General features: G+C 71.4%; 19 protein-coding genes and 1 tRNA gene. 10 read left to right on the top strand and 10 right to left on the bottom strand.

What is annotated here, in order from left to right:
* Positions 1-4: 4 nt before the first annotated feature.
* Positions 5-853 carry an SAM-dependent methyltransferase gene (locus tag ACEZDE_RS31110; protein WP_380543523.1) on the bottom strand — a complete coding sequence of 283 codons (849 nt, stop codon included), beginning with the start codon at positions 851-853 and terminating at the stop codon, positions 5-7.
* Between the two features lie 280 nt (positions 854-1,133).
* On the opposite strand from ACEZDE_RS31110, the gene ACEZDE_RS31105 reads away from it, so the two are divergent.
* The 3 genes from ACEZDE_RS31105 to ACEZDE_RS31095 all read left to right on the top strand — a co-directional run bounded on the left by ACEZDE_RS31105 (position 1,134) and on the right by ACEZDE_RS31095 (position 4,709).
* A complete protein-coding gene (locus ACEZDE_RS31105) occupies positions 1,134-2,153 on the top strand; it encodes a hypothetical protein (protein ID WP_380543520.1) in 1,020 nt (339 codons plus the stop codon).
* Between the two features lie 89 nt (positions 2,154-2,242).
* Positions 2,243-2,668 (top strand): OsmC family protein, encoded by a 426-nt coding sequence (locus ACEZDE_RS31100; protein ID WP_380543517.1) that lies wholly within the window; start codon positions 2,243-2,245, stop codon positions 2,666-2,668.
* 238 nt (positions 2,669-2,906) lie between these two features.
* Positions 2,907-4,709 (top strand): putative bifunctional diguanylate cyclase/phosphodiesterase, encoded by a 1,803-nt coding sequence (locus tag ACEZDE_RS31095; protein ID WP_380543514.1) that lies wholly within the window; start codon positions 2,907-2,909, stop codon positions 4,707-4,709.
* A gap of 24 nt (positions 4,710-4,733) precedes the next feature.
* Here ACEZDE_RS31095 and ACEZDE_RS31090 read toward each other — a convergent pair whose 3' ends face one another.
* From ACEZDE_RS31090 to ACEZDE_RS31070, 5 genes are all read right to left on the bottom strand, one after another.
* Positions 4,734-5,393 (bottom strand): response regulator transcription factor, encoded by a 660-nt coding sequence (locus ACEZDE_RS31090; RefSeq protein WP_380543511.1) that lies wholly within the window; start codon positions 5,391-5,393, stop codon positions 4,734-4,736.
* Positions 5,393-6,598, bottom strand: coding sequence for a sensor histidine kinase (locus ACEZDE_RS31085; RefSeq protein ID WP_380543508.1), 1,206 nt, complete (start codon positions 6,596-6,598; stop codon positions 5,393-5,395). Before ACEZDE_RS31085 ends, ACEZDE_RS31090 begins: the two co-directional genes overlap by 1 nt.
* Positions 6,595-7,530 (bottom strand): ABC transporter permease, encoded by a 936-nt coding sequence (locus tag ACEZDE_RS31080; RefSeq protein ID WP_380543505.1) that lies wholly within the window; start codon positions 7,528-7,530, stop codon positions 6,595-6,597. The genes ACEZDE_RS31085 and ACEZDE_RS31080 overlap by 4 nt, the downstream gene beginning before the upstream one ends.
* Complete coding sequence (locus tag ACEZDE_RS31075) at positions 7,527-8,399, bottom strand: ABC transporter ATP-binding protein (protein ID WP_380543502.1); 873 nt, start codon at positions 8,397-8,399, stop codon at positions 7,527-7,529. Before ACEZDE_RS31075 ends, ACEZDE_RS31080 begins: the two co-directional genes overlap by 4 nt.
* Before the next feature lie 181 nt (positions 8,400-8,580).
* Positions 8,581-8,654, bottom strand: a tRNA-Lys gene (locus ACEZDE_RS31070).
* Positions 8,655-8,778: 124 nt separating this feature from the next.
* Between ACEZDE_RS31070 and ACEZDE_RS31065 the strand changes: the two genes are divergently transcribed.
* The 3 genes from ACEZDE_RS31065 to ACEZDE_RS31055 all read left to right on the top strand — a co-directional run bounded on the left by ACEZDE_RS31065 (position 8,779) and on the right by ACEZDE_RS31055 (position 9,976).
* On the top strand, positions 8,779-9,108 hold the full coding sequence (locus ACEZDE_RS31065; protein ID WP_380543499.1) for a chorismate mutase: 330 nt from the start codon (positions 8,779-8,781) through the stop codon (positions 9,106-9,108).
* A complete protein-coding gene (locus ACEZDE_RS31060) occupies positions 9,108-9,500 on the top strand; it encodes a DUF2809 domain-containing protein (RefSeq protein WP_380543496.1) in 393 nt (130 codons plus the stop codon). The genes ACEZDE_RS31065 and ACEZDE_RS31060 overlap by 1 nt, the downstream gene beginning before the upstream one ends.
* 110 nt (positions 9,501-9,610) lie before the next feature.
* Entirely contained in the window at positions 9,611-9,976 is a 366-nt protein-coding gene (locus ACEZDE_RS31055) for a YkvA family protein (RefSeq protein WP_380543493.1), read from the top strand.
* Here ACEZDE_RS31055 and ACEZDE_RS31050 read toward each other — a convergent pair.
* Positions 9,960-13,082: an Ig-like domain repeat protein gene (locus ACEZDE_RS31050; protein WP_380543490.1), complete on the bottom strand. Its 3,123-nt coding sequence runs from the start codon at positions 13,080-13,082 to the stop codon at positions 9,960-9,962. The genes ACEZDE_RS31055 and ACEZDE_RS31050 overlap by 17 nt on opposite strands.
* Before the next feature lie 208 nt (positions 13,083-13,290).
* On the opposite strand from ACEZDE_RS31050, the gene ACEZDE_RS31045 reads away from it, so the two are divergent.
* Together ACEZDE_RS31045 and ACEZDE_RS31040 are read left to right on the top strand one after the other, a co-directional pair.
* The gene (locus ACEZDE_RS31045; RefSeq protein ID WP_380543487.1) at positions 13,291-14,670 is read left to right on the top strand and encodes an Ig-like domain-containing protein; all 1,380 of its coding nucleotides are present in this window, start codon (positions 13,291-13,293) and stop codon (positions 14,668-14,670) included.
* A 239-nt stretch (positions 14,671-14,909) separates the two neighbouring features.
* Entirely contained in the window at positions 14,910-16,886 is a 1,977-nt protein-coding gene (locus ACEZDE_RS31040; RefSeq protein WP_380543484.1) for a S53 family peptidase, read from the top strand.
* Positions 16,887-16,971: 85 nt separating this feature from the next.
* Here ACEZDE_RS31040 and ACEZDE_RS31035 read toward each other — a convergent pair whose 3' ends face one another.
* Positions 16,972-18,429, bottom strand: coding sequence for a hypothetical protein (locus ACEZDE_RS31035; protein ID WP_380543481.1), 1,458 nt, complete (start codon positions 18,427-18,429; stop codon positions 16,972-16,974).
* A complete protein-coding gene (locus ACEZDE_RS31030; protein ID WP_380543479.1) occupies positions 18,430-18,807 on the bottom strand; it encodes a winged helix-turn-helix transcriptional regulator in 378 nt (125 codons plus the stop codon). It abuts the gene before it with no gap.
* 288 nt (positions 18,808-19,095) lie between these two features.
* Here ACEZDE_RS31030 and ACEZDE_RS31025 point away from each other — a divergent pair, with 288 nt between their 5' ends.
* Positions 19,096-19,380, top strand: a complete 285-nt coding sequence (locus ACEZDE_RS31025; protein WP_380543476.1) for a hypothetical protein — start codon at positions 19,096-19,098, stop codon at positions 19,378-19,380.
* Positions 19,381-19,524: 144 nt separating this feature from the next.
* Entirely contained in the window at positions 19,525-19,896 is a 372-nt protein-coding gene (locus ACEZDE_RS31020; protein ID WP_380543473.1) for a hypothetical protein, read from the top strand.
* A gap of 17 nt (positions 19,897-19,913) precedes the next feature.
* On the opposite strand, the gene ACEZDE_RS31015 is transcribed toward ACEZDE_RS31020, so the two are convergent.
* The gene (locus ACEZDE_RS31015) at positions 19,914-21,023 is read right to left on the bottom strand and encodes a hypothetical protein (protein WP_380543470.1); all 1,110 of its coding nucleotides are present in this window, start codon (positions 21,021-21,023) and stop codon (positions 19,914-19,916) included.
* Positions 21,024-21,461: the final 438 nt, after the last annotated feature.

Here is a 21,461-nt window from a genome sequence, read left to right as displayed (position 1 = left end):
CCGGTCAGCCGTGCTTGATGGCCACGCCGGCGAGGGCGGCGACCTCGGGGCGGGTCAGGGCGAGGTCCTCGGGGTGGTCGGTGCGCCACTCGTGCACCGGGACCAGACCGGGGTCGACCAGGTCCATGCCCTCGAAGAATCGCGCCACCTCGGCCGTGTCGCGCGAGGTCAGGCTGACCCCGGCGGCGGCGTAGGTCTTCAGCACCGCGGCGGCGACCTCGGGCGGGGTGAACTCACCGGTGGCGTGGGAGAGGATCAGCGCGCTGCCGGGCGGCAGCACGGCCTTGAGCCCCTCCAGGACCTCGATCGGCCGGTCCGAGTCCGGGAAGAAGTGCAGCAGCGAGACCACCATCAGCGCGATCGGCTGGGTGAAGTCCAGCAGCTCCTTGGCCTGCGGCGCGTTCAGGATGGCCTCGGGGTCGCGGAAGTCGGCGTCGATGTAGGCGGTGCGGCCCTGCGGGCTGCCCTGGAGCAGGGCTCTGGCGTGGACCAGCACCATCGGGTCGTTGTCGACGTAGACCACGCGGGCGCCGGGGATGATCGCCTGGGCCTTCTCATGGGTGTTCTCGGCCGTGGGCAGGCCGGTGCCGATGTCGAGGAACTGGCGTATGCCCAGCTGGGCGGCGTAGCCGACGGCGCGGCCGAGGAAGCGGCGGTTGGCCCGCGCGGTGGCGACCACGTCCGGGAACAGCTCGACCACCTGGGCGGCGGCGGCCCGGTCGGCCGGGAAGTTGTCCTTGCCGCCGAGGAAGTAGTCGTACATCCGGGCCGAGTGCGGCACGTCCGTCCGCAGGTCCACGCTTCCCGGAAGGCTGCCGTCCGATGCGGCCCAGTCCCAGTTGTCAGCAGTCATGACGCTCCTCGGCCGATCGGAATTCTCAGACGATCCCAACATCCTCCGCAGGGAGCCACGATGACTTGGCATCACCTGCATGATCGGAATCATGCTACTGGATTCAATAACCGGGAGTGCTGCCCTGGCCATCGTCCCTGTGGCCACAGCCTGAACGCTGGCGGAACCTGTGTGAAGTGATCTGACTCACACTTCGGAATCCCTGTCGCCGGGCCGGGGACCAAGAGCATCCTTGGCAGCAGGACGGCGCCCGCGGGCGCCCCGACCATGGAGGCTGTGCGTGGGCGACAGGGCCGAGCGGATCCGGATCGAACGCCTTGACAGCGAACGCCCTGATGGGGAGCGCTCTGAGGGGGACGGCGGCAGCGCGCAGTGGCGGGCCGTCCTCGCCGCCGCCGACGCCGGGCCGGTGCCGGTGGGGCCGGGCGGGGCGGGCCTGCGCTGGCTGGCCTGGTCCGGAGCCGGGGACGGCGACGGGGCCCGAGCCGGGTCCGGGGACGATGTCGCCGTCGGCGCGGCCTGGTTGCGGTCCGACGGCCGGTTCCTGACGGCGGTGCTGCCGGACCGGACCGGCGACGGGGCCGGGGCGGCGCTGCTGGACGCGGTCCGCTCGGCCGCCGCGGCGGAGGGGACCGCGGACGTGCTGCGGACCGGCGCGGCCAAGGGCTCCGACGCCGAGGCGCTGCTGGTCGCGGCCGGGTTCCAGCCGGGGGAGGAGACGCAGCGGATGCTGCTCCGGGTCGAGGACTGCGACCCGGACGCGCTGCGCGCCATCGTCAGGGCCGCCAGCGACGGCTACCACCTGGTCCGCTGGCAGGGCGTGGCCCCGGCCGACCTGCTCGCCCCCTACGCGGCGACCCGCGACGCGCTGGACGGGACGGCGGTCGGCGGCCCCGGCTGGGACGAGGCCCGGGTCCGCGCCGCGGCCGAGGAGACCGCGGCGCGCGGGCAGACCCGGCTCACCGTCGCGGCGCTCGGTCTCGACCCGCTCGGCGACGAGGTGGTGGCCGGTTTCAGCGAGATCCTGCTGCCGGGCCGGGGCGGGGTGCCGACCGGCCGGGGCGCGGCCAGGGCGATGCAGTCCGACACCGCGGTGCTCAAGCCGCATCGCGGCCGGGGCCTCGGCCTGTGGGTGAAGGCGGCGATGCTGCAGTGGCTGCTCGGCGCGCACCCGGAGGTCGAGGCGGTGGAGACGGTCTGCCGGATCGGCAACACGCACATGATCGAGATCAACGAGACCCTCGGCTTCCGTCCGGAAGCCCGCGAAGTCCCCTACCAACTCGCCCTGCGACGAGCCTGATCCGCACATATCGCGGTGCCGGGTCCTAGGCTGGGCAGGGCGAAGGATCGGACGTCTGAGCCGACCGCGAATCCAGGAGGAAACCCAGCGTGGCTACCACTCGCGTCGCACGTACGGAATGGGAAGGCTCTCTGCTCGAGGGCAAGGGCGAGGTCTCGCTGGTGACCTCGGGGGTCGGCGAGTTCCCGGTGACCTGGGCCTCGCGGGCCGAGACGGCGAACGGGAGGACCAGCCCGGAGGAGCTGATCGCGGCGGCGCACTCCAGCTGCTTCTCGATGGCGCTGTCGCACGGCCTCGCCGGGGCCGGCACCCCGCCCGCCAAGCTGGAGACCCAGGCCGAGGTCACCTTCCAGCCCGGTGAGGGCATCACCGGCATCCACCTGACCGTCGTGGGCACCGTGCCCGGCCTGGACGAGGCCGGCTTCGTCAAGGCGGCCGAGGACGCCAAGGCCAACTGCCCTGTCAGCCAAGCGCTTTCGGGCACCACGATCACGCTGACGGCGAGCCTGGGCTAAGGCCTGGTCAGTCGGCCCTCCCGTGGCCCCCGCCCCTTCCGGGCGGGGGCCACGGCGCGTGCGGCGGCTCCGCGCGCCCCCGGGTGCTCCACGGAGGAGTGAATCCGGCCGTTCTCGGTGGCAGCGGCCGGAATGCGCTGCCTATGATCGCTACGTTGCGTAGCGGATGTGGTCATGACCACCGCGGTCACCACCGCCCGCGGTCATCACCACCCTGGGAGCGCGGGACGGGAGAGCTGTGCCAGGCCCGAGCAGTGTCAGCAACGGGGGCAGCGGGGACAGCGCGGTCGCGCGGGCGGGTGCGGTGGCGGGCGCGGCGGTGGCCGACACGGCCCAGCTGACCGAGGCCCTGCACGCGAGCGAGAGCAGGTTCCGGGCGGCGTTCACCGACGCCGGCATCGGCATGGCCCTGGTCGACGCCGAGGACCGCATCATCGAGGCCAACCCGGCGCTGGCGGCGATGCTCGGCCACACCGTCCCGGAGCTGATCCGGCTGCACATCCACGAACTGCTGGACGTGGAGGACGACCCGCGCCAGGCCTACCTGGAGCTGCTGCACGGCGACCGGGACCGGCTCCGGCTGGAGAAGCGGCTCAAGCACCGGCGCGGGCACACGGTCTGGACCAACATCACCATCTCGCTGATCCGCTACGCCGACGGCCGCCCCCAGTACACCCTGGCCATGGTCGAGGACGTCTCCGAGGCCCGGCGGCTCGGCGACCGGCTGCACTACCAGGCCATGCACGACCCGCTGACCAGGCTGCCGAACCGGTCGCTGTTCTTCGACCGGCTGGCCGGGGCCTTCGCCGAGGCGGACCAGCGGATCGGCCTCTGCTACCTGGACCTGGACGGCTTCGCCGCGGTCAACGACACCCTCGGCCACCACGTCGGCGACGAGCTGCTGGTCGCCGTGGCGGAACGGCTGGAGCAGCGCTTCAGCGGGCGCGGCCACCTGGTGGCGCGGATGGGCGGGGACGAGTTCGCGGTGCTGGTCCCGCGCAGCGCCGGTCCTGACGAGCTGAAGGCGCTGGCCGCCGAGCTGGTGGAACTGCTCGCCGCCCCCTACGACCTGGGCGCCCAGCGGGTGGTCGCCACCGCCAGCGTCGGCGTGGTGGAGCGGCCCATCCCCGGGACCAACCCGGGCGAGCTGGTCAAGGACGCCGACGCCACGCTGAACTGGGTCAAGAGCGACGGCCGGGACCGCTGGGCGCTCTACGACCCGGAGCGGATCGCGCACCGGACCACCCGTCAGGTGCTGGCCACCACCATGCTCCCGGCCCTGGAGCGGGGCGAGTTCGTGGTCGAGTACCAGCCGCTGGTGGAGCTGCGCGGCGGGCCGGGGCAGGCCCGGCTGCGCGGGGTCGAGGCGCTGGTGCGCTGGCAGCACCCGGAGTTCGGCAAGCTCTCGCCGGATCGTTTCATCACCATCGCCGAGGAGACCGGCGCGATCGTCCCGCTCGGCCGCTGGGTGCTGGAGACCTCGTGCGTCCAGGCCAGGGACTGGCTGGAGCGCTTCCCCGAGGCCGAGCTGTTCATGAGCGTCAATCTGGCGGCACGTCAGTTCTGGGACTCGGACGTGGTCGCCGACGTGGCCGAGGTGCTGAGCGAGACCCGGCTGCCGTCCCGGCTGCTGCAGCTGGAGCTCACCGAGAGCGCGGTGCTGGGCCCGGCCGGACGGCCGCTGGAGGCGCTGCACGCGCTGGCGGACATGGGGGTGCGGATCGCCATCGACGACTTCGGCACCGGGTACTCCAACCTCGCCTACCTCAGTCGGCTGCCGGTGCATGTGCTCAAGCTGGACGGCGGCTTCGTCGAGGGCTTCCAGGAGGGGGCCTCCCGGGAGGCGGACGAGCAGATCGTCTCCGCGCTGGTCCGGCTGGCGCACGCGCTGGGGCTGACCGTCACCGCCGAGGGCGTGGAGACGGAGCTGCAGGCCGACCTGCTGCGGGCCACCGGCTGCGACAGCGCGCAGGGGTGGCACTTCGGCCGGGCGATGACGGCCGCCGCGATCGAGGAGCTGCTGCGCGGCGGGGCGGGGTAGCGCCGGGGCCGGGTAGCGCCGGGGTCAGCCGGGCTCGGCGGACAGCAGGCCGAGGCGCATGGCCACGGTGACGGCGGCGGTGCGGTCGTCCACGTCGAGCTTGGTGAAGACCCGGATCAGGTGCGTCTTCACCGTCGCCTCGGCGATGAACAGCTCCCGGCCGATGTCGGCGTTGGTCAGCCCCCGCGCGACCAGCGCCAGCACCTGCGTCTCCCGGGCGGTCAGCAGCACCGGCGCGGCGGGCGGCGGGGCCGGGGTGCGGACCCGGTTCAGCAGCGTGGCCGCCGCGGCGGGCGCGAGCACGGTCTCGCCGCGGGCCGCCGCCCGTACCGCGGCTGCGAGTTCCAGCCGCGGGGTGTCCTTGAGCAGGTAGCCGCTGGCCCCGGCCTCCACCGCGCGGACGATGTCGGCGTCGGTGTCGTAGGTGGTCAGCACCAGCACCCGGACCCCGGGCAGCTCCCTGGTCAGCCGGGCGGTGGCGGCGGCGCCGTCCAGCACCGGCATCCGCAGGTCCATCAGCACGACGTCGGGCCGCAGTTCGGCGGCCAGCGCGCAGGCCTCCGCGCCGTCGGCGGCCTCGCCGACCACCTCCAGGTCCGGTTCGGCGGCGAGCATTCCGCTGAGCCCGGCCCGGACCACCGGGTGGTCGTCCGCGAGCAGCAGCCGCACCGTCTTCGTCGCCATCAGGGGATCTCCACTCGCACGGTGGTGCCCTCGCCGGGGGCACTGCTGACGTCCACGGTGCCGTGGACCTGTTCGACCCGGGCCCGCATCCCGCGCAGACCGTAGCCGCCCGCGGTGCCGGGGGAGAAGCCCTTGCCGTCGTCGCGGACCTCCAACAGCACGCCGGTGCCGGAGCCGTCGCGGGCGGTGCCGACGCCGTCGGCGTAGTGCAGCCGGACGTCCACCCGGCCCGCCGCGGCGTGCTTGCGGATGTTGGCCAGGGACTCCTGGGCCGACCGCAGCAGCACCACCTGGACGTCCGGCGGCAGGATCCGCGGCGTCCCCTCGATCCGGACCCGGGCCGGGATGCCGAGCTCCTCGCCGAGGCGGGCGGTCACCCGTTCCAGGGCGGTGTCCAGCGGGGCGGACTGCAGGTCCACCGGGGCCAGCGCGGCGACCAGGGCCCGGGTCTCGGCGAGGTTCTCCCGGGCGGTGCGCTCGGCCAGGGCGAGCCGGTGCCTGGTCGCGGCCGGATCGTGGTCCACGGTCGCGTCGGCGGCCTGGATCAGCATGATCAGGCTGGTGAAGCCCTGGGCCAGGGTGTCGTGGATCTCGTGCGACAGCCGCTGACGCTCGGTCAGCACCCCGGCCTGGTGCTGCGCCTCGTCCAGGTCGGCGCGGGCGGCCTCCAGCTCGGTGATCAGCCGTCCGCGCCGCTCGGCCTCGCGCATGATGACCTGGGTGAAGGTCCCGATCAGCAGGCTGACCAGCAGGGCGATGCCGACCTGGACCACGGCGGTGGTCAGCTCCTCGTGCCGCAGGCCGACCGCCACCGCGCCCGCGGCCAGCGCGACCAGCACCAGCAGCCGGCTCCGCCGCGCCTGCAGCACGCCGAAGACCTGCGGGAACAGTGCGTAGAGCAGGATCAGGCCGTTCGGGTCGAGGTAGCCGAGGGCGAGTACGACCGGTCCGGCGACCGCCAGATAGCCGACGCCGAGCCGGAGCGAGTCCCGGGCCAGGCAGGGGACCAGCAGACCCGCGTAGGCCGCGCAGAGCAGGGCGACCAGGGCGTAGACGAGCCAGCCGTCCACGTCGCCGAGCAGGCTGGCCACGGCGGCCACCACCAGGACGGCGAAGGAGACGTGCCACATCAGGAAGACCTTGTTGATCCAGCCGTCCGACCCGGCGTCCCGCGGGTCGGCGTCCCGGACGTCGCTGCTGGTCATCCGTCCTCCCGGCTCTTCCAACGGAACGTCCTCAGGCACAGCAGCAGCCCGGCTGCCGCCCAGACGCCGAGCACCAGCGCGGTCCGGCCGTGCTCCCAGCCGCCGGCCGGTTCGGTGGCGGCGTAGGCCTGCGGCAGCAGCGCCGAGCGCATGCCCTGGCAGATCCACTTCAGCGGGAAGAAGGATGCCACCACCTGCAGCGTATGCGGAAGCTGACTGAAGATCACGAACACTCCCGAGATGAACTGCAGCACCATCATCGGCAGCATCGCCACCGCCCCGGAGTCGGAGCCGCGCATCAGGTTGCTGTAGGCGATGCCCAGCAGCGAGCAGCCGGTCACGCCCAGCAGGTAGACCCAGCCCAGGGTGAGCCAGTGCGCGAGGTCGACCGGCAGCCGCACCCCGAAGAACAGCCGCCCGACGCCGAGCAGCACCGCGCCCTGGCCCAGGCTGGACACCAGCACCATGACGATCTTGCCGATGAAGTACGAGGACTTGGGCAGCGGGGTGCCGCGCAGCCGCTTCAGCGTGCCGTTGCGGCGCTCCCCGGCGATCTGCAGCGACAGGCTCTGCAGGCTGGAACCCATGATCCCGACGCCGATCATGCCGGTGGTGTAGATCTGCTGGGTGCTGACGCCGCTGGCCGGGTCCTTGTACGGGAAGATCACCCCGAGCAGCAGCAGCATCACCACCGGCATCGAGAAGGTGAAGAACATCTGCGCCCTGCTGCGGAAGAACTGCCGGGTCTCCAGCGCCCCCCGGGCCAGCCCGAGCCGCAGCGCGGACGGCGCCGCGCCGAGCGCCCGGACCGGGGCCGCACCGATCGCCCCGCCCTGCTCGTCCTGCCTGCCCTGCCTGCCCTGCCTGCCCTGCCTACCCTGGCTGCCCTGCTCGCCGGTGTCGGTGCCGGTGCCGGTCAACGTCGTGGTCATGACTGCCCCTCCCCCTCGATCATGTGCAGATAGACGTCCTCAAGCGTGGGCCGACTGATCGTCAGCTCCGGTATCTCGCCGCCGCCGAACCGGGCCGCCAGTTCGCGGACGGTCCTGGTCGGCTCGTTGGTCGCGATGCTGTGCGGGCCCTCGGCGTCGGTCCAGCCGACCACCGCCCCGGCCTGCTGCCGTCCGCCGAGCCGGGCCGGGGTGTTCACCTCGACCAGTCGGCCGCGGTGGATCACGCCGACCCGGTCCGCCAGGTGTTCGGCCTCGTCCAGGTAGTGGGTGGTCAGCAGGACCGTGGTGCCGCCCGCCCGCAGGCCGTCGACCAGGTCCCAGAACTGCCGCCGGACCTCCGGGTCGAACCCGGTGGTGGGCTCGTCCAGGAACAGCAGCTCGGGGCTGCCGAGGATGCCGAGCCCGACGTCCAGCCGCCGGCGCTGGCCGCCGGACAGCAGGCCGGTGCGGCTGCGCCGCTTGCCGCCGAGCCCGACCGCCTCGATCACCTCGTCCACGTCCCTGGGCGTCCGGTAGTAGCGGGCGAAGTGCCGTAGCACCTCCTCCACCGTGAGCAGGTCGAAGTCGCCGCTCTGCTGCAGCACGATTCCGATTCGCTGCCGCCAGTCGGAGCCGGCCCGGCGCGGGTCCACCCCGAGCACGCTCAGTTCGCCGTCGTCCCGGTCCCGGTAGCCCTCCAGGATCTCGGTCGCCGTGGTCTTCCCCGCCCCGTTCGGGCCGAGCAGGGCGAAGATCTCGCCTCGCCGCACCTCCAGGTCGAGCCGGTCGACGGCGACCACGTCCTGGTAGGCCTTCCGCAGCCCTCGGGCCCGGATCGCGATGTCTGCTGTGCCGGTGTCTGTCCCCATGCCTCAACACTGCCGGGACCGGCCGGTCCGCCATGAGCAGCGAACGGTGGAAACCGCGGGTCCACCGATCGGTGGACACGGCAGTCCACCGCTGTCGGTCGACAGCGCTGGCCGACGGATCTGGTCGGCGGCCCCATGAAAAAGGCCTCTCCACCATGGGCGAAGAGGCCTTTTCCTGCAGTGCGCCGCCAGGGACTCGAACCCCGGACCCGCTGATTAAGAGTCAGCTGCTCTAACCAACTGAGCTAGCGGCGCGTGCTGACTGGACTGAGATTACATGATCCTGAGCCAAATGCCGAATCGGTATCCTGGCCCCCAGAGATCCACGATCACGCACTGAGCCGTGCGACCACCTGAGCCGCCCGACGGGGGATACAGCATGACCGAGAGCACCAGCGCCGCCGACGCCGACCGGAGTGTGGACGCCCATGCGCGGGCCGAGCTGGCACGCCTGCGCGGGAGCATCGACAACATCGACGCGGCGATCGTCCACATGCTGGCGGAGCGGTTCAAGTGCACCCAGGAGGTCGGCCGGCTGAAGGCCGAGTACCGGCTGCCGCCGGCCGATCCGGGGCGGGAGAAGGAGCAGATCGAGCGGCTGCGGCGGCTGGCCGAGAGCGCCCGGCTGGACCCGGCCTTCGCGGAGAAGTTCCTGAACTTCATCATCGCCGAGGTGATCCGGCACCACGAGCGGATCGCAGGGGCGTAGTGCCGCTGACCAGGGGGCGTGCCGCGGTCGCCGTGGCGGGGACGGTGGCGGTGGGGCTGGTGGCCCCGGGGCTGGTCGGGGCCTGGACCGGGGGAGTGCTCTACACCCTGCTGCTGTGGACGCTGGTGCTGCTGGCTGCGCCGCGGACCCGGCCGGCGGTGGCCGCCGCGGTGGCCCTCGCGGTGAGCTGGGCGGTGGAGTTCTCGCAGCTGAGCCCGTACTCGGCGGAGCTGGCCCGGCACAGCAGGCTGGCCCGTCTGGCGCTGGGCTCCACCTTCGACGTCGCGGACCTGCCCTGGTACGCGCTGGGCGCGGCGGTCGCGTTCCTGCTGCACACCTGGTGGAACGGCGCAGCCGCCGAACCCGCAGCCGCCGAACCCGCGGCCAACTGAGCCGTCGGCGGCCGGAGTTCGGCGGCCCGAGGGCGTGCGGACGGCCGGTCGGGGTAGGCGCTGCCCCGGAACCGGTCGACCGCCCGACCGACGCACCCTGCGAGGGAGCCATGAAGAAGCCGCACGCGCCCGTGAACGTCGGCCGCTCCGCCTGGAGCCTCTACCGGGAGACCCGGCGGCCGGGCAGCCCCGGCCTGGTCCGCCGGATCGTCTCGGCGCCGTTCCTGGTCAAGGACGTCACCTTCGGCCGCTACCGAGGGGTCTCCCCGGGCAAGCTGTACGGCTTCTTCCTGCTGATGGCGCTGTACGTGGTCAGCCCGATCGACGCGATACCGGACTTCATCCCGGTGCTCGGCTGGACCGACGACACCGTGGTGGTGCTCTGGTTCATGAACGGCCTGATGCGCGAGTCGGGCCGCTACGTGGAGTGGAGGCGGGCCGGGCGGCCCGCCTCCCCCGCTATCGCTTCGCGCTGACGGTGAAGAGGGCGCTCGCGCTGCTCGCCGCGAACTGCTGGCTCCCGGCGAACGCCGCGGTGACCCGGTAGGGGCCCTTCGCCGCGGTCAACTGGCCCGGCAGCACCGCGCACACGCCGCCCACGCCGGGCAGCATCAGCCCGAGGCAGGGGACGGACGCGCCGCTCGCGTCGGTCACCGTCAGGGTGACCTTGCCGCCGGACAGCAGCAGCGCGAGGGCCTTGTCGGAAGTCACCCCCACCGTGATCACCGCGGGGCCGCCGGCGACCACGGTCTGCGGCTGCACCTGCACCGCCACGCTGGTCGCGGTCCGCACCGAGACGGTGTCGCTCGCGGACGAGGCGGCGAAGGAGCCGTCGCCGCCGTAGCTCGCGGTCATCGTCGCGTTCCCGGTCGCCGGGAAGCTGACGGTGCAGGTCGCGGTGCCGGTGGCGTCGACCGGGACGGCCGCGCAGCCGACCGCCGAGGCGCCGGTCCCGCTGCTGAAGCTGACCGTCCCGCCGGGGGTGCCCAGGGTTCCGGCCGGGCCGCTGACCTTCGCGGTGTAGCTGACCGGCCGGCCCGCGCCGGGGGCGGTGCCGGTGGCCGGGGTGGACAGGGCGGTGGTGGTCGCCAGCGGGGTGCCGGGGACGTAGTCGAAGACCTGGCCGAGGCTTTTCATCAGGTCGGGGCCGAGGCCGGACTTGGAGGTGTGGGTGTCGCCGTACCAGGCGGTGTCGCCGTCGTCCTGCACCAGGTGCAGCGGCGAGCCCGCGGTCAGCGGGTCCGGGACGGAGACGATGGTCTCCCAGGAGCCCTGGTTGCCGTTGCCCGGCTCGATCGGCAGGGCCGGTCCGGCCCGCAGCGGCGGGTCGTTGGGCTCGCCGTCCCAGCTGTAGAGGACGAAGGAGTCGTTGGTCCCGTCGGCGCTGCCCGCGAGGATCAGGTACTGGCCGTCGGCGTTCCTGCGCATGTCGCGGATGCCCAGGCCGCCGAGGTCCATCAGGATCGGGGCGCCGAAGGCCGCGTGCACGCTGCCGGAGCTGTCGGCGGCGATCCGGTCCGCGTTGGTGACCGGGACCACCAGGGCCAGGTGCCGGTCGGTGGTCGGTTCGAGCGGGGCGCGGAAGGCGAGGTAGGCGGTGCTGTCGCTGCCGGGGGCGAACTCCATGCCCTCGACGTTCAGCGCGTCGTTCCCGTGGCCGTCGACGCCGGACTGGGCCGAGGCGGTCAGGCCCAGGTAGTCGGCGCCCAGGCCGTGGCCGTTCGCGTGGTCCCAGGCGGTCAGGTCGGCCTGCAGCCCGGTGTAGGCGCCGACAAAGCTGAGCTGGGTGTCCGCGCCCGATCCGGTGATCCTGGTGCTGAAGAGGGTGCTGCGGGAAGGCTGGACCGAGCCGCTGGAGCTGTTGCTCATCGAGCCGCCCCAGTAGACGGTGTCGCCGACCCGGGCGGCGCTCTCCAGGTCGGCCTCGTCCTTGCCGTCCGGGAGCTGCCCGGTGAAGTCGAAGCTGCGCACCGGCGGGCCCGAGCGGGTCTCGTCGTAGAGCCGCAGCACATTGCTCTCGTCGTCGGCGACCAGCATGTAGCCGCCGCCGACGTCGACCGCGGCGGAGGCGTTGCCCGCGCCGGAGTAGTAGCGCTGGCCGGGGTCGCCGAGGTCGGCGGAGACGCCGTACTGGACCTGGGTGCTGCCGCTGGTGCCGTCCGGGGCGGTGACGGTCAGGGTGAGCGTGCTGTAGCCGACGGCCGCGGGGGTGACGGTGAGGGTGCGGTCGGCGCCGGTGCCGGTCACGCTGATGCCCGCGGCCGGGGCCACCGCCGGGTTGGACGAGGTCACGGTGACGGTGAGCTGACCGGGGTCGGTGACCGCCGGGTCGGTGTCGCCGACGCTGACCGGCAGGGTCGGGTCGGTCGGATCGCCCAGCGCGGCCGGGAGTCCGCTGCGCGGGGTGGTGACGGTGGGCGGCACGGTGGTCGGGCCGCCGTTGCCGCCGCCCCCGCTGCCGATGACCGTGCCCGGGGCGAAGGCCACGCCGCGGAACGCCTCGTTGGCCGGGGTCTCGGCCACGGCGGTGGCGGAGCCGGTGAGCGTGCCGCCGGTGCCGCTGCCGTCGGTCACCTGGTAGAGGGTGCCCGAGGTGCCGGCCGTGCCGCTGCTGGTGGCGTAGACGGTGACGGCGCCGTCGTCGTCGTTGGCGGTCAGGCCGGTCACCGAGGGCACCGCGACCGAGCCGAGCTGGACCCAGCTGCCGTTCACCAGGCCGTACTTGACGATGGCGTTGAGGGCGTTGTCGGCGACGTAGAGGGTGTCGGGGGTGCTGCCCTGGCCCAGCGTCAGCAGCGAGTAGCTGTAGGGGCCGGTGGGCGCGGTGGAGCCGAAGGGCAGGTTGGTGACCGGCTGGGTGGGGCCGGTCGGCAGGCCGGCGCCCACGGTGGCGACGGTGACCGACGCCTTGCTCGGGTCGGCGGAGGTGTAGAGCTGTCCGTCGGCGATGGCCAGCTGCCGCACGTTCTTGTAGCTGCTCGCGGTCAGCGCGGTGGAGCTGGTCGCGCCCAGCGGCGCGTAGCGCACCCCGCCGGCCGCGCCGCCGACCCAGAACTCCTGGCCGTCGTCGCTCACCACGCTGCGCGGGTTGTTGCCGTCCGCGAAGTCCGTCAGCGAGGTGCTGCTGTCGACCGTGCCCGACGCGTCGACCCGGGCGACGGTGCGGGGCAGGGTCGCGGCGGCGGAGGAGGACAGGCCGGTGGCGCCGACCGACGCGGCGTAGCCGGTGGCGACCAGGTAGCGGCCGTCGGCGGAGAGGGTCAGGCCGCCCTCGGAGGTGGCCGAGCCGCTGGACACCAGCGACTTGTTCGCCCCGCTCGCGGTGGTCGGCAGCGCCACCGAGCGGACCAGGGCCCCGGCCGGGGAGTACTCGTCCAGGAACACCGGCGCACCGGCTCCGGACAGCGCGGACGTTCCGTCACCGACCCGGTAGACGACGACATCCCCGGCGCTGAAGGTGCTGCCGGGGTCCGCCGCCTGCGCGGCGGTGGAGCCGACCGCGGCCGTCGCGCCTGCCAGCAGTGCCAGGCAGGCGGCGCTGACCAGCAGACGGCTGGGTCGGATGGGTATCGGGCTGCTCATGCCGCGACTCGCTCTCTACGGGTGGAAGTCGTGGGCCACCGTAGGGAGAGCAGACGAACACCGGGACTATGGCGGCCGGCCCCGAGGTGAACGCCGGCTCGGAGCCTGGGCGGGCAGGCCGGAGGCCGCTACGCCAGATCAGCTAATGTAATGACAAATCCGGTGCGCCTCCCCCGACTGCGGCTGACTCGCTGTCAAGCATGGTCGGGTGATCACTCCTTCCGCGCCGCTCCGTGTCCTGCTGGCCTCCGCACTGGTCGCCGGTCCCGTCGCGCTGGCGACGGCCTCGGCCGCCGCCCCCACCGGCACGGTCTCCGCGTACGGGGACTGGGCGGTCAGCGGCGGCTCCGGCACCATGCAGATCCCGCTGGACGGCTTCCCCAAGGCCACCGTGCACACCGACGCCGGCTCGGTGAGCACCCCCTCCGGCGCGTCGGCGTTCCTGGGCGCCGACACCCCGATGGGGGCGCGCTACGGCAGCTCGCAGGGGAAGCGCTACATCAACGCGGGCTCGGCCAAGGGCGGCGCACCGTCCACCACCACCCTGACCTTCGCCAGTCCGACGCCTGCCGGGAGCTGGGCCTTCGCCCTCGGCGACGTGGACGCCGACAAGGTCAGGGTCACCGCGCTCGGCGTCGGCGGCACCCCGCTCAGAGCGGCCCAGCTGGGCTTCCAGGGCGTCTTCAACTACTGCGTCAACAGCCCCAAGCCGTCGTCCTGCACCGGCTCCGGACCCTTCACCGACGTGCCCACCTGGGACCCGGCCACCTCGACGCTGACCGGCAATGTCGTCGACACCAACGGCGCGTCCGGCTGGTTCCAGCCGACGGTGCCGGTCACCAGCCTGACCTTCACCTTCAGCGTGCAGATCGGCATCCCGATCTACCAGGTCTGGACCGCCTCGCTGGCCACCAGCGTCGAGGGCAAGGTCAGCGCGGACTGCGGAACCCCGGTCGGCAGCACCGTCTCGCTGCGGCGCGCGGACAACGGCAAGGCGGTGACCGGCACCGACGGCAAGCCGGTGACCGCGACCGTCGCCGCCGACGGCGGCTACCGCTTCGACGACCTCGCCCCCGGCTCCTACCGGGCGGTGCTCAACGCCCCCAAGGGCTACACCCCGAAGACCACCAGCACCGCCGCGAACACCAGCAGCGGAAAGGACGTCAGCGGGGCGGACCTCAAGCTCCGCTGCGCCCCGGCGCCGGCTCCGCCGGAGCCGCCGGTGGACGCGCCCTCGGGCGGCTCGGTCGTCATCGACGTCCCGCCGGGGCCCGGCCCCAGCGAGAACGCCCACCCGCACGTGGTGGACCCGCCCGAGCACGGCACCACCGAGGTGCTGTCGGGCAACAAGATCCGGTACACCCCGGAGCCGGGCTTCACCGGCCAGGACACCTTCCGCTACACCAGCATCGACCGCAAGGGCGAGCTGCTGCGGCACACCGTCACCCTGACCGTCCGTCCGGCGCTCGCCGCCACCGGCTCCGACCTGCCGCCGCTCCCGTTCCTCGGCCTCGCCGCGGGACTGGCCGCAACCGGGTTCACGGTCCGTCGGCTGGCCCGCCGCCGGAGCGGACACCACTCCGAGTGATGACAACCGCGTGAAGTTGTCCGGACAACCCGTGACCCACTCCCCAGCTGCCGCAATGGCCGGTCGCACACGTACCTCTGACCGGTCGCACAGGGGCTCTTGACCAATCGTCGTATACACGTTTCTCTGTCGAATGCACTTCAACCGAATGAACAGTTCGGGCCGCTTCGCTTCGGCCCCACAGCCGTCACAGCCGGGCTGAGGGGCCGCGTCCTCCCCATCGATCCGAAGGGTGTTTGATGCGCATCAAGGGATCTCGTCGGCGCGCCGGCATAGCCGTGGCGGCGACCCTGCCGCTGCTTGCCGCGGCCGTGGCGGCCGGGGCTCAGGCCCAGGCGGCAACCCCGCACCAGGGACGTGCGGCACTGGCCGGCAGCAAGCCGGCCTGGGCCAAGCCGTCGGCGGACCGGGGGGCCACCGCGCCCTCCACGGCGGTCACCGCCAAGGTGTACCTCGCGGGACGGGACCTGGCCGGGCAGACCGCCCTCGCCGAGGCCGTGTCCAACCCGGCCTCCGCCTCCTACGGCCACTACCTGACGCCGCAGCAGGTGCAGGAACGTTTCGGCGCGACCGCCCAGCAGATCGCGGCGGTCAAGGCCTGGCTCACCAGCGCCGGCCTCAAGGTCACCGGCAGCAACCAGCACTACCTCACCGTCCAGGGTGACGCCGCCGCCGCGCAGCGCGCCTTCGCGGTGCAGCTGCACTCCTACGCCAAGGACGGCCACACCTACCGCGCCCCCGACACCGAGGCCACGGTCCCGGCGTCGGTCGCCTCCGCGGTGCTCTCGGTGGACGGCCTCAGCACCGTCCCGGTCAAGGCGCAGCACGACACCGCGCCCGCCGACACCCTGCCCGGCCCGGGCGCGGCCTTCGTCAACTCCGGCCCGTTCTCCAGCTACTACGGCTCGAAGACGGCCACCGGCACGCCCAAGGCGTACGGCGCGGTGCAGCCCTACACGATCAAGGGCTACACCGGTAAGCAGCTCCGCTCCGCCTACGGCGCCACCCCGACCGGGCTCACCGGCAAGGGCGTCACCGTGGCGATCGTGGACGCCTACGACTCGCCGACCATCGTCTCCGACGCCAAGACCTACGCGGCCAGGAACGGCGACGCGCCGTACTCCAGGAACCAGCTGAAGCAGGTCGACCCGGCCGGGTGGACCCACACGGCCGACGACGACTGCGGCGCCTCCGGCTGGTACGGGGAGCAGACGCTGGACGTCGAGGCGGTGCACGCGATGGCCCCGCAGGCCGGGATCACCTACGTCGGAGCGGCCTCCTGCTACGACGACGACCTGCTGGCCGCGCTCAACACCATCGTCGACAACCGCCTCGCGACCATCGTCAGCGACTCCTGGGGCGAGCCGGAGAACGCCAGCGACCCGTCGCTCGACGCGGTCTACAACCAGACCTTCACCAAGGGCGCGATCGAGGGCATCGGCTTCTACTTCTCCAGCGGCGACGACGGCGACGAGCTGGCCAACACCGGCACCAAGCAGTCGGACATGCCGTCCTCGCTGCCGTGGGTGACCGCGGTCGGCGGCACCTCGCTGGCGGTGGGCAAGCACGGCAACTACGAGTTCGAGACCGGCTGGGGCACCGAGAAGGCCTCCCTGTCGGCCGACGGCAAGAGCTGGGCCGGCTTCCCCGGCCCGTTCACCAGCGGCGCGGGCGGCGGCACCAGTGCCAGGACCGCGCAGCCGTACTACCAGAAGGGCATCGTGCCCAAGGCGCTGGCGACGGCGAACGGCGGAGTCAACCGGGTGGTGCCGGACATCGCGGCCGACGCCGACCCGACCACCGGCTTCCTGGTCGGTCAGACCCAGACCTTCCCCGACAACTCGGTCAAGTACAGCGAGTACCGGATCGGCGGCACCAGCCTCGCCAGCCCGCTGATCGCCGGCATCCAGGCGCTGGCCCAGCAGGCGAACGGCTTCCCGCTCGGTTTCGCCAACCCGGCCATCTACGCCCGGTACGGCAGCTCGTCCTTCCACGACGTGACGGACCACCCGTTCGGCCCCGGCACCACGCTGGCCGACGTCCGGGTGGACTTCGCCAACGGGGTGGACGCCTCGGACGGCCTGCTCACCTCGCTCCGGACCCTCGGCAAGGACTCGTCCCTGTCGGCGAACCGCGGCTACGACAACGTCACCGGCGTCGGCTCGCCGACCGGCAGCTACCTCCGGTCGTACCAGCACGGACACCACTACCGCTGACGCTGCGTCAGTGATGAGGTGAACCGAGGGAAGTGAGTGAGGGGCGGTCCGGTCATCCGGTCCGCCCCTCTTCCTGTCCCGGCCGCTACAGCCCGTGGGCGTCCAGGTCGGCGATCAGGGTGCCCTTGGCGCGGTGGGTGTCGCGGACCTCGGCGCGCAGCGCCTCGAACTCCTCCGGGGCGTCCAGCCGCCGGTACAGCTCGCGCAGCTGGACCAGCCGCTCCGCGGCGGCCCGGTAGGACGCGCGGGTCATCGCCTCGATCTGCTGGTCCAACTCCCGACGGTAGACCGGGACGGCGTCGGCCGGTGCGGTCGCGGCGCGCAGTTCGGCCAGTCGGAGCAGGGTCGGGTGCGGGGCGTCGAACTCGACGGCCGCCGACCAGGCGGCGTCGAGCCCGCCCTCGTCCAACAGCGCCTCGATCAGCGGCCCGGCCGGGTTCTCCCAGCTGCGGGCCGTGCTCTTGGCCGCCCTGCGGCGCAGTTCGGCCAGGGCCCAGGCGCGTTCGAGGGAGCGGCGGTCGCCGTCGGACGTCTCGGCTGCCTGCGTCGCGGCGTCCAGCAGCGCGCGGTAGGCGGCGGGATCGGGGCGGCGCAGGAACTGGTCGCGGAGCAGGGTGACCGCGTCGTCGTGACGGCCGGTCGCGGCGTAGTGGGTGCTGAGGAAGGCCACCACCGGGGCGTCGTGGACTCGGTTGTCGGGGGCGGGGGTCAGGCCCTGCTCGGCCCATTCGACGGCCTCGGGCACACGGCCTGCGGCGGCCAGCAGTTCCGCGATGCGCAGATAGCGGCTGGGGTGGCCCAGGTCGGTGGCCAGCACCGCGACCAGCCCGTCGGTGTCACCGCGCAGCGTCAGCCACTGCTCCATCCGCCGGGCCAGTGCCCGTCGCCCGACCGCGCCGTCGCCGGGGTGCTCCCACGCGGCGGTGAGGGCTTCGCCGTACGCGGCCGAGCCGGGCTCGCCGAGCAGGTGCCGGTAGGCGTCGACGGCGCGCGGCAGCTCGCCGCGGCTCCGGGTGAGGTGCTGTCGGGCCAGCCAGCGGGCGAGTGCCACCGGCTCCGGCTTCGGCCGGGCCTGGTCGCACGCGGCCAGGTGCAGTTCGGCCAGGGCGTCCGCGGTTCCCCGCAGCGCCCCTGACGGGTCGTCGGCTGCGGCGGTCGCCTCGGTGAACCGCTCGACGGCGTCCTCGACCAGCGGCAGTACCGCCGCTGCCCGGTCCCGGCGCAGCTCCAGCGCCCGTCGCAGCAGCGCGACCGCGCCGTCCACCTGCTCGGCGTAGCCGGACGAGCCGGTCCGGTCCAGCGGGCCGACCGGCTCCAGCGCCGTGCCGACCGCGCGCGCCAGCGCCACCGGGTCGGCCGCCGCCGCGCGCAAGCCCTCCCGGACGGCGGCGGCGCGGAGCCGCTGGTCCAACTGCCCGTCCTCGGCGGCGGCCTCGATCAGCAGCCGGACCAGTGCGTCGTGGCGCAGCCCGGCGAGGTAGTCGGCCAGCAGGCCGGGTGCGGGGTCGGGCTCGCCTGCGGGCTCGGCGGGGTCGGTGGCCATTCAGACCGACTCCGGATGCTGCCGGTCGTAGCGCGAGCGCGAGGCGAGGACCTGGGGCATCAGCGCCTCCAGGTTGCCGACCAGCTCCATCAGCTGGGCGCCGATCGCGGCGCCGGTCGGCGAGAGCCGGTAGACCACATGCGGTGGAGTGGTGCCGAGCACCTCGCGTTCGACGAAGCCGTCGCGCTCCAGCGCGTGCAGCGTCTGCGCGAGCATCTTCTGACTGAGGCCGTCGATCCTGCGCCCGAGTTCGTTGAACCGCCTCGGGCCGTCGGCCAGGCCGCCGAGCACCAGGACGCCCCAGCGCCCGGTGATGTGCTCCAACGCGGCCCGCGAGGGGCAGTCGGCGGCGAAGACGTCGAAGGCGGGCCGGTCCATCCGCCCATGCTACCTCTCCACGCTATCCAATAGTTAGCAGTGTTGAAAAGTTACCGCGAGGGTGCGAACGACCCGGGTCGCGCAACGACTGTGGGGCCCGCCACCGAAGTGACAGGCCCCACAGTTCAGACCGCACAAGTGCGCGACAGCGCTCCTGACTGGAACACTACCTACCAGCTCCGGGCACTTCAGCACCTTGTCGCCACTCTGCCGGGCCCCGCTGCACCAGCAGTGAAGCGGGAACGTACCGCTACGCCCGGTACAGCTAGGCGGCTCAAGGACGACCAGGTGCAAGAGTTGGTCGCCGCGTATGAAGCAGGTGCCACGGTCTACCAGCTCGCCGACCGGTTCGAGATCAACCGCAGAACAGTGGGCGAAATCCTCAAACGCCAGAAGGTCAAGACCCGCTGGCAGCTCCTGACCGAAGCAGATGTGGACGAAGCCGAGCGCCTGTATGCGCAGGGCCTATCCCTGGCACGTATCGGCAAGCAGCTCGATGTCTCTGGTGGTGCTGTGCGTCTGCGTCTACTGAGGCGCGGGGTACAACTCCGCGATCGACACGACCGGAGCTGACCACAGACCACGCTGCATGAGCAGCCCACTCGTCACCTTCTTGGCCGGCGGGTGGGCTGCTCATTTTCCCACAAATGCAATACAAAACTTACGAAAGCTGACTTATAATTAATTCCGCTAACGGCTAAGTATAAGGAGGCTCGGATGAGCGAACAACAACCAGAATTACAACCACAGGTCGCGGCAGAAGAAGAACGCAAGGTCGTGGTCTTCGCAGTACGTATAGACCCCACCCTCCGAGAGCAGATTGAGGGCCTGCGCGGCATAACTGGGCAGAGCGTTAACGACGTTGGCGTCGAGGCGCTCAATCTCTGGGTCACGCAGACACTTGAAGATGAGGATGTGCAGCAGAAGGCAATGGCCGAGCTGGATGCCGAGGAGGAGAGGCTTAAGGCACGCAGAGCCGCCATCACCAGCATCTTGGGGCAGGCCACGACACCGCCCCCTGCCGATACGGCATCAGAAAAGGGCGGCAGCCGAGGTGGTCGTGGTAGATCACCCCAACCCGAATCCTGACCATCCCTCAGGTCCCATCACCCGGCCGCCCACTCATTAAGCGCACTAGCTGTTTCACGGATGCAAGTGTCCACAAGTGTGCCAAACGTCTGCGCGTCATGATCGGGGAAGTATTCGGGCACCAGACCAAAAAGCGACTCGCCGAGATTCACCTTCGAGACGTCAAGGCGCGTGTGAAGATTGTAGTGCATAAGCGTGTTGCGGAACGGCTTCGCCGAACGCACCGTAATAGCCTGAGCCTCGGGGGAGTCGATGATGCTCTTGATGAACCCCATTGAACGACTGCTAAGCGGGTAATTGGCGTCGTCGTGAAGCTTCCGCAGACTGGCCAGCACCGTATATAGGGCCATGTATCGAATCTTGAAGGCTGTGTATTCGAGATTCCGGACGTCAGTGTCTGCGGCAACGAGCCCATCGGCAAAGTTGACGATCCCCTGAAAACCCACCAACAGGCCGTTGATGGCAGGATTCTCCTTGCCATTGAAGACGCGGGCGTAATACTTGGCAGCCCGCTTGTTGCGCCCGCCATCTATCTTATGGGCATCAAGATGTGCGACGAACGTATCAGGACCAGAATCCATCGTCGCTCCGAGCTTACGAAAGAATCGACCATACCGCTCGAAGAGAGCTACCAAGTACGGCCCGCCAGCGGTCAGCAACTGCTTTGGCTCTATTCCGAGATGGAAGGTGGCACTGTGCGTAGTGCTAATGATGCGTCCGTCATAACAGTAGATTCCCAGATCCGTTTCGAGGAACCGGGCAATCGACAACCGTGTATTCCCGAGAAAATGGCTGGAGTGCGCGGGCAAGATCTCATTGTTGAAGTAGTCGATCTGCCCCGCGATCCAGCGGTGCGTGTCTTCGAACAGCTTCAAGCTATGCCGCGAGCGAGCAATAATCTCCTCGGCATCCTGCGACAACTCGGCGCGTACCGCAGGGTCGATGTGGTTCGGCTTGAGATTTGCCTCATAGACGAACAGGGAGAAGTAAGGGATCACGCAGAACGGCAAGATTCCATACAATGGAGCCTTGTCGGGCTCGCTCAGATCACGGAGGAACCGCCCAACAAAGAGCGCATCCCGCGCAATACCCTGCTCAATTACCGCATCTGCAATACTGCTCGCCATTTCCCGGCCTTCCCTGCCTGTGTATAAGCCGAAGTATCCTCCTGGCAAGGATTGCGTGCAAGTGGTTATGTACTCTACAAAGGGGACAGAAAAACGCCCATCCCCTTATAGTTCGAGATGGGCGTTCTGGCTTGCTCAGACCGGATAGAACTTGGGCACCTTGCCGACACGGTGCGGCTCACTGGGCAGACTGTCATCGCGTCGTAGGTTGGCCAGCCAGACTCGTTCACCGAGCTGCCGGATGCATGGGTCACAGGCGTACATCGGGGCCGACAATCCAGCAACCGTGGCCGGACCAATCCACATCACCGTGACGTGTCAGCGACGGCGCTTTTCCCCTACTTCGGGCGGTTGCTGTCGGCGTAATTCCCCACCCTGACGGCGGTCGGTTCCCCAGGGGGATCCCGGTCGTCGGCAGGGGCCGGTCTACTCCCGGTT

The organism is Streptacidiphilus cavernicola, from assembly GCF_042510955.1.
Classification (GTDB): Bacteria; Actinomycetota; Actinomycetes; order Streptomycetales; family Streptomycetaceae; genus Streptacidiphilus; species Streptacidiphilus cavernicola.
Note: the sequence above shows the minus strand (reverse complement) of the source record. Positions and strands in the feature narration are given on the sequence as shown.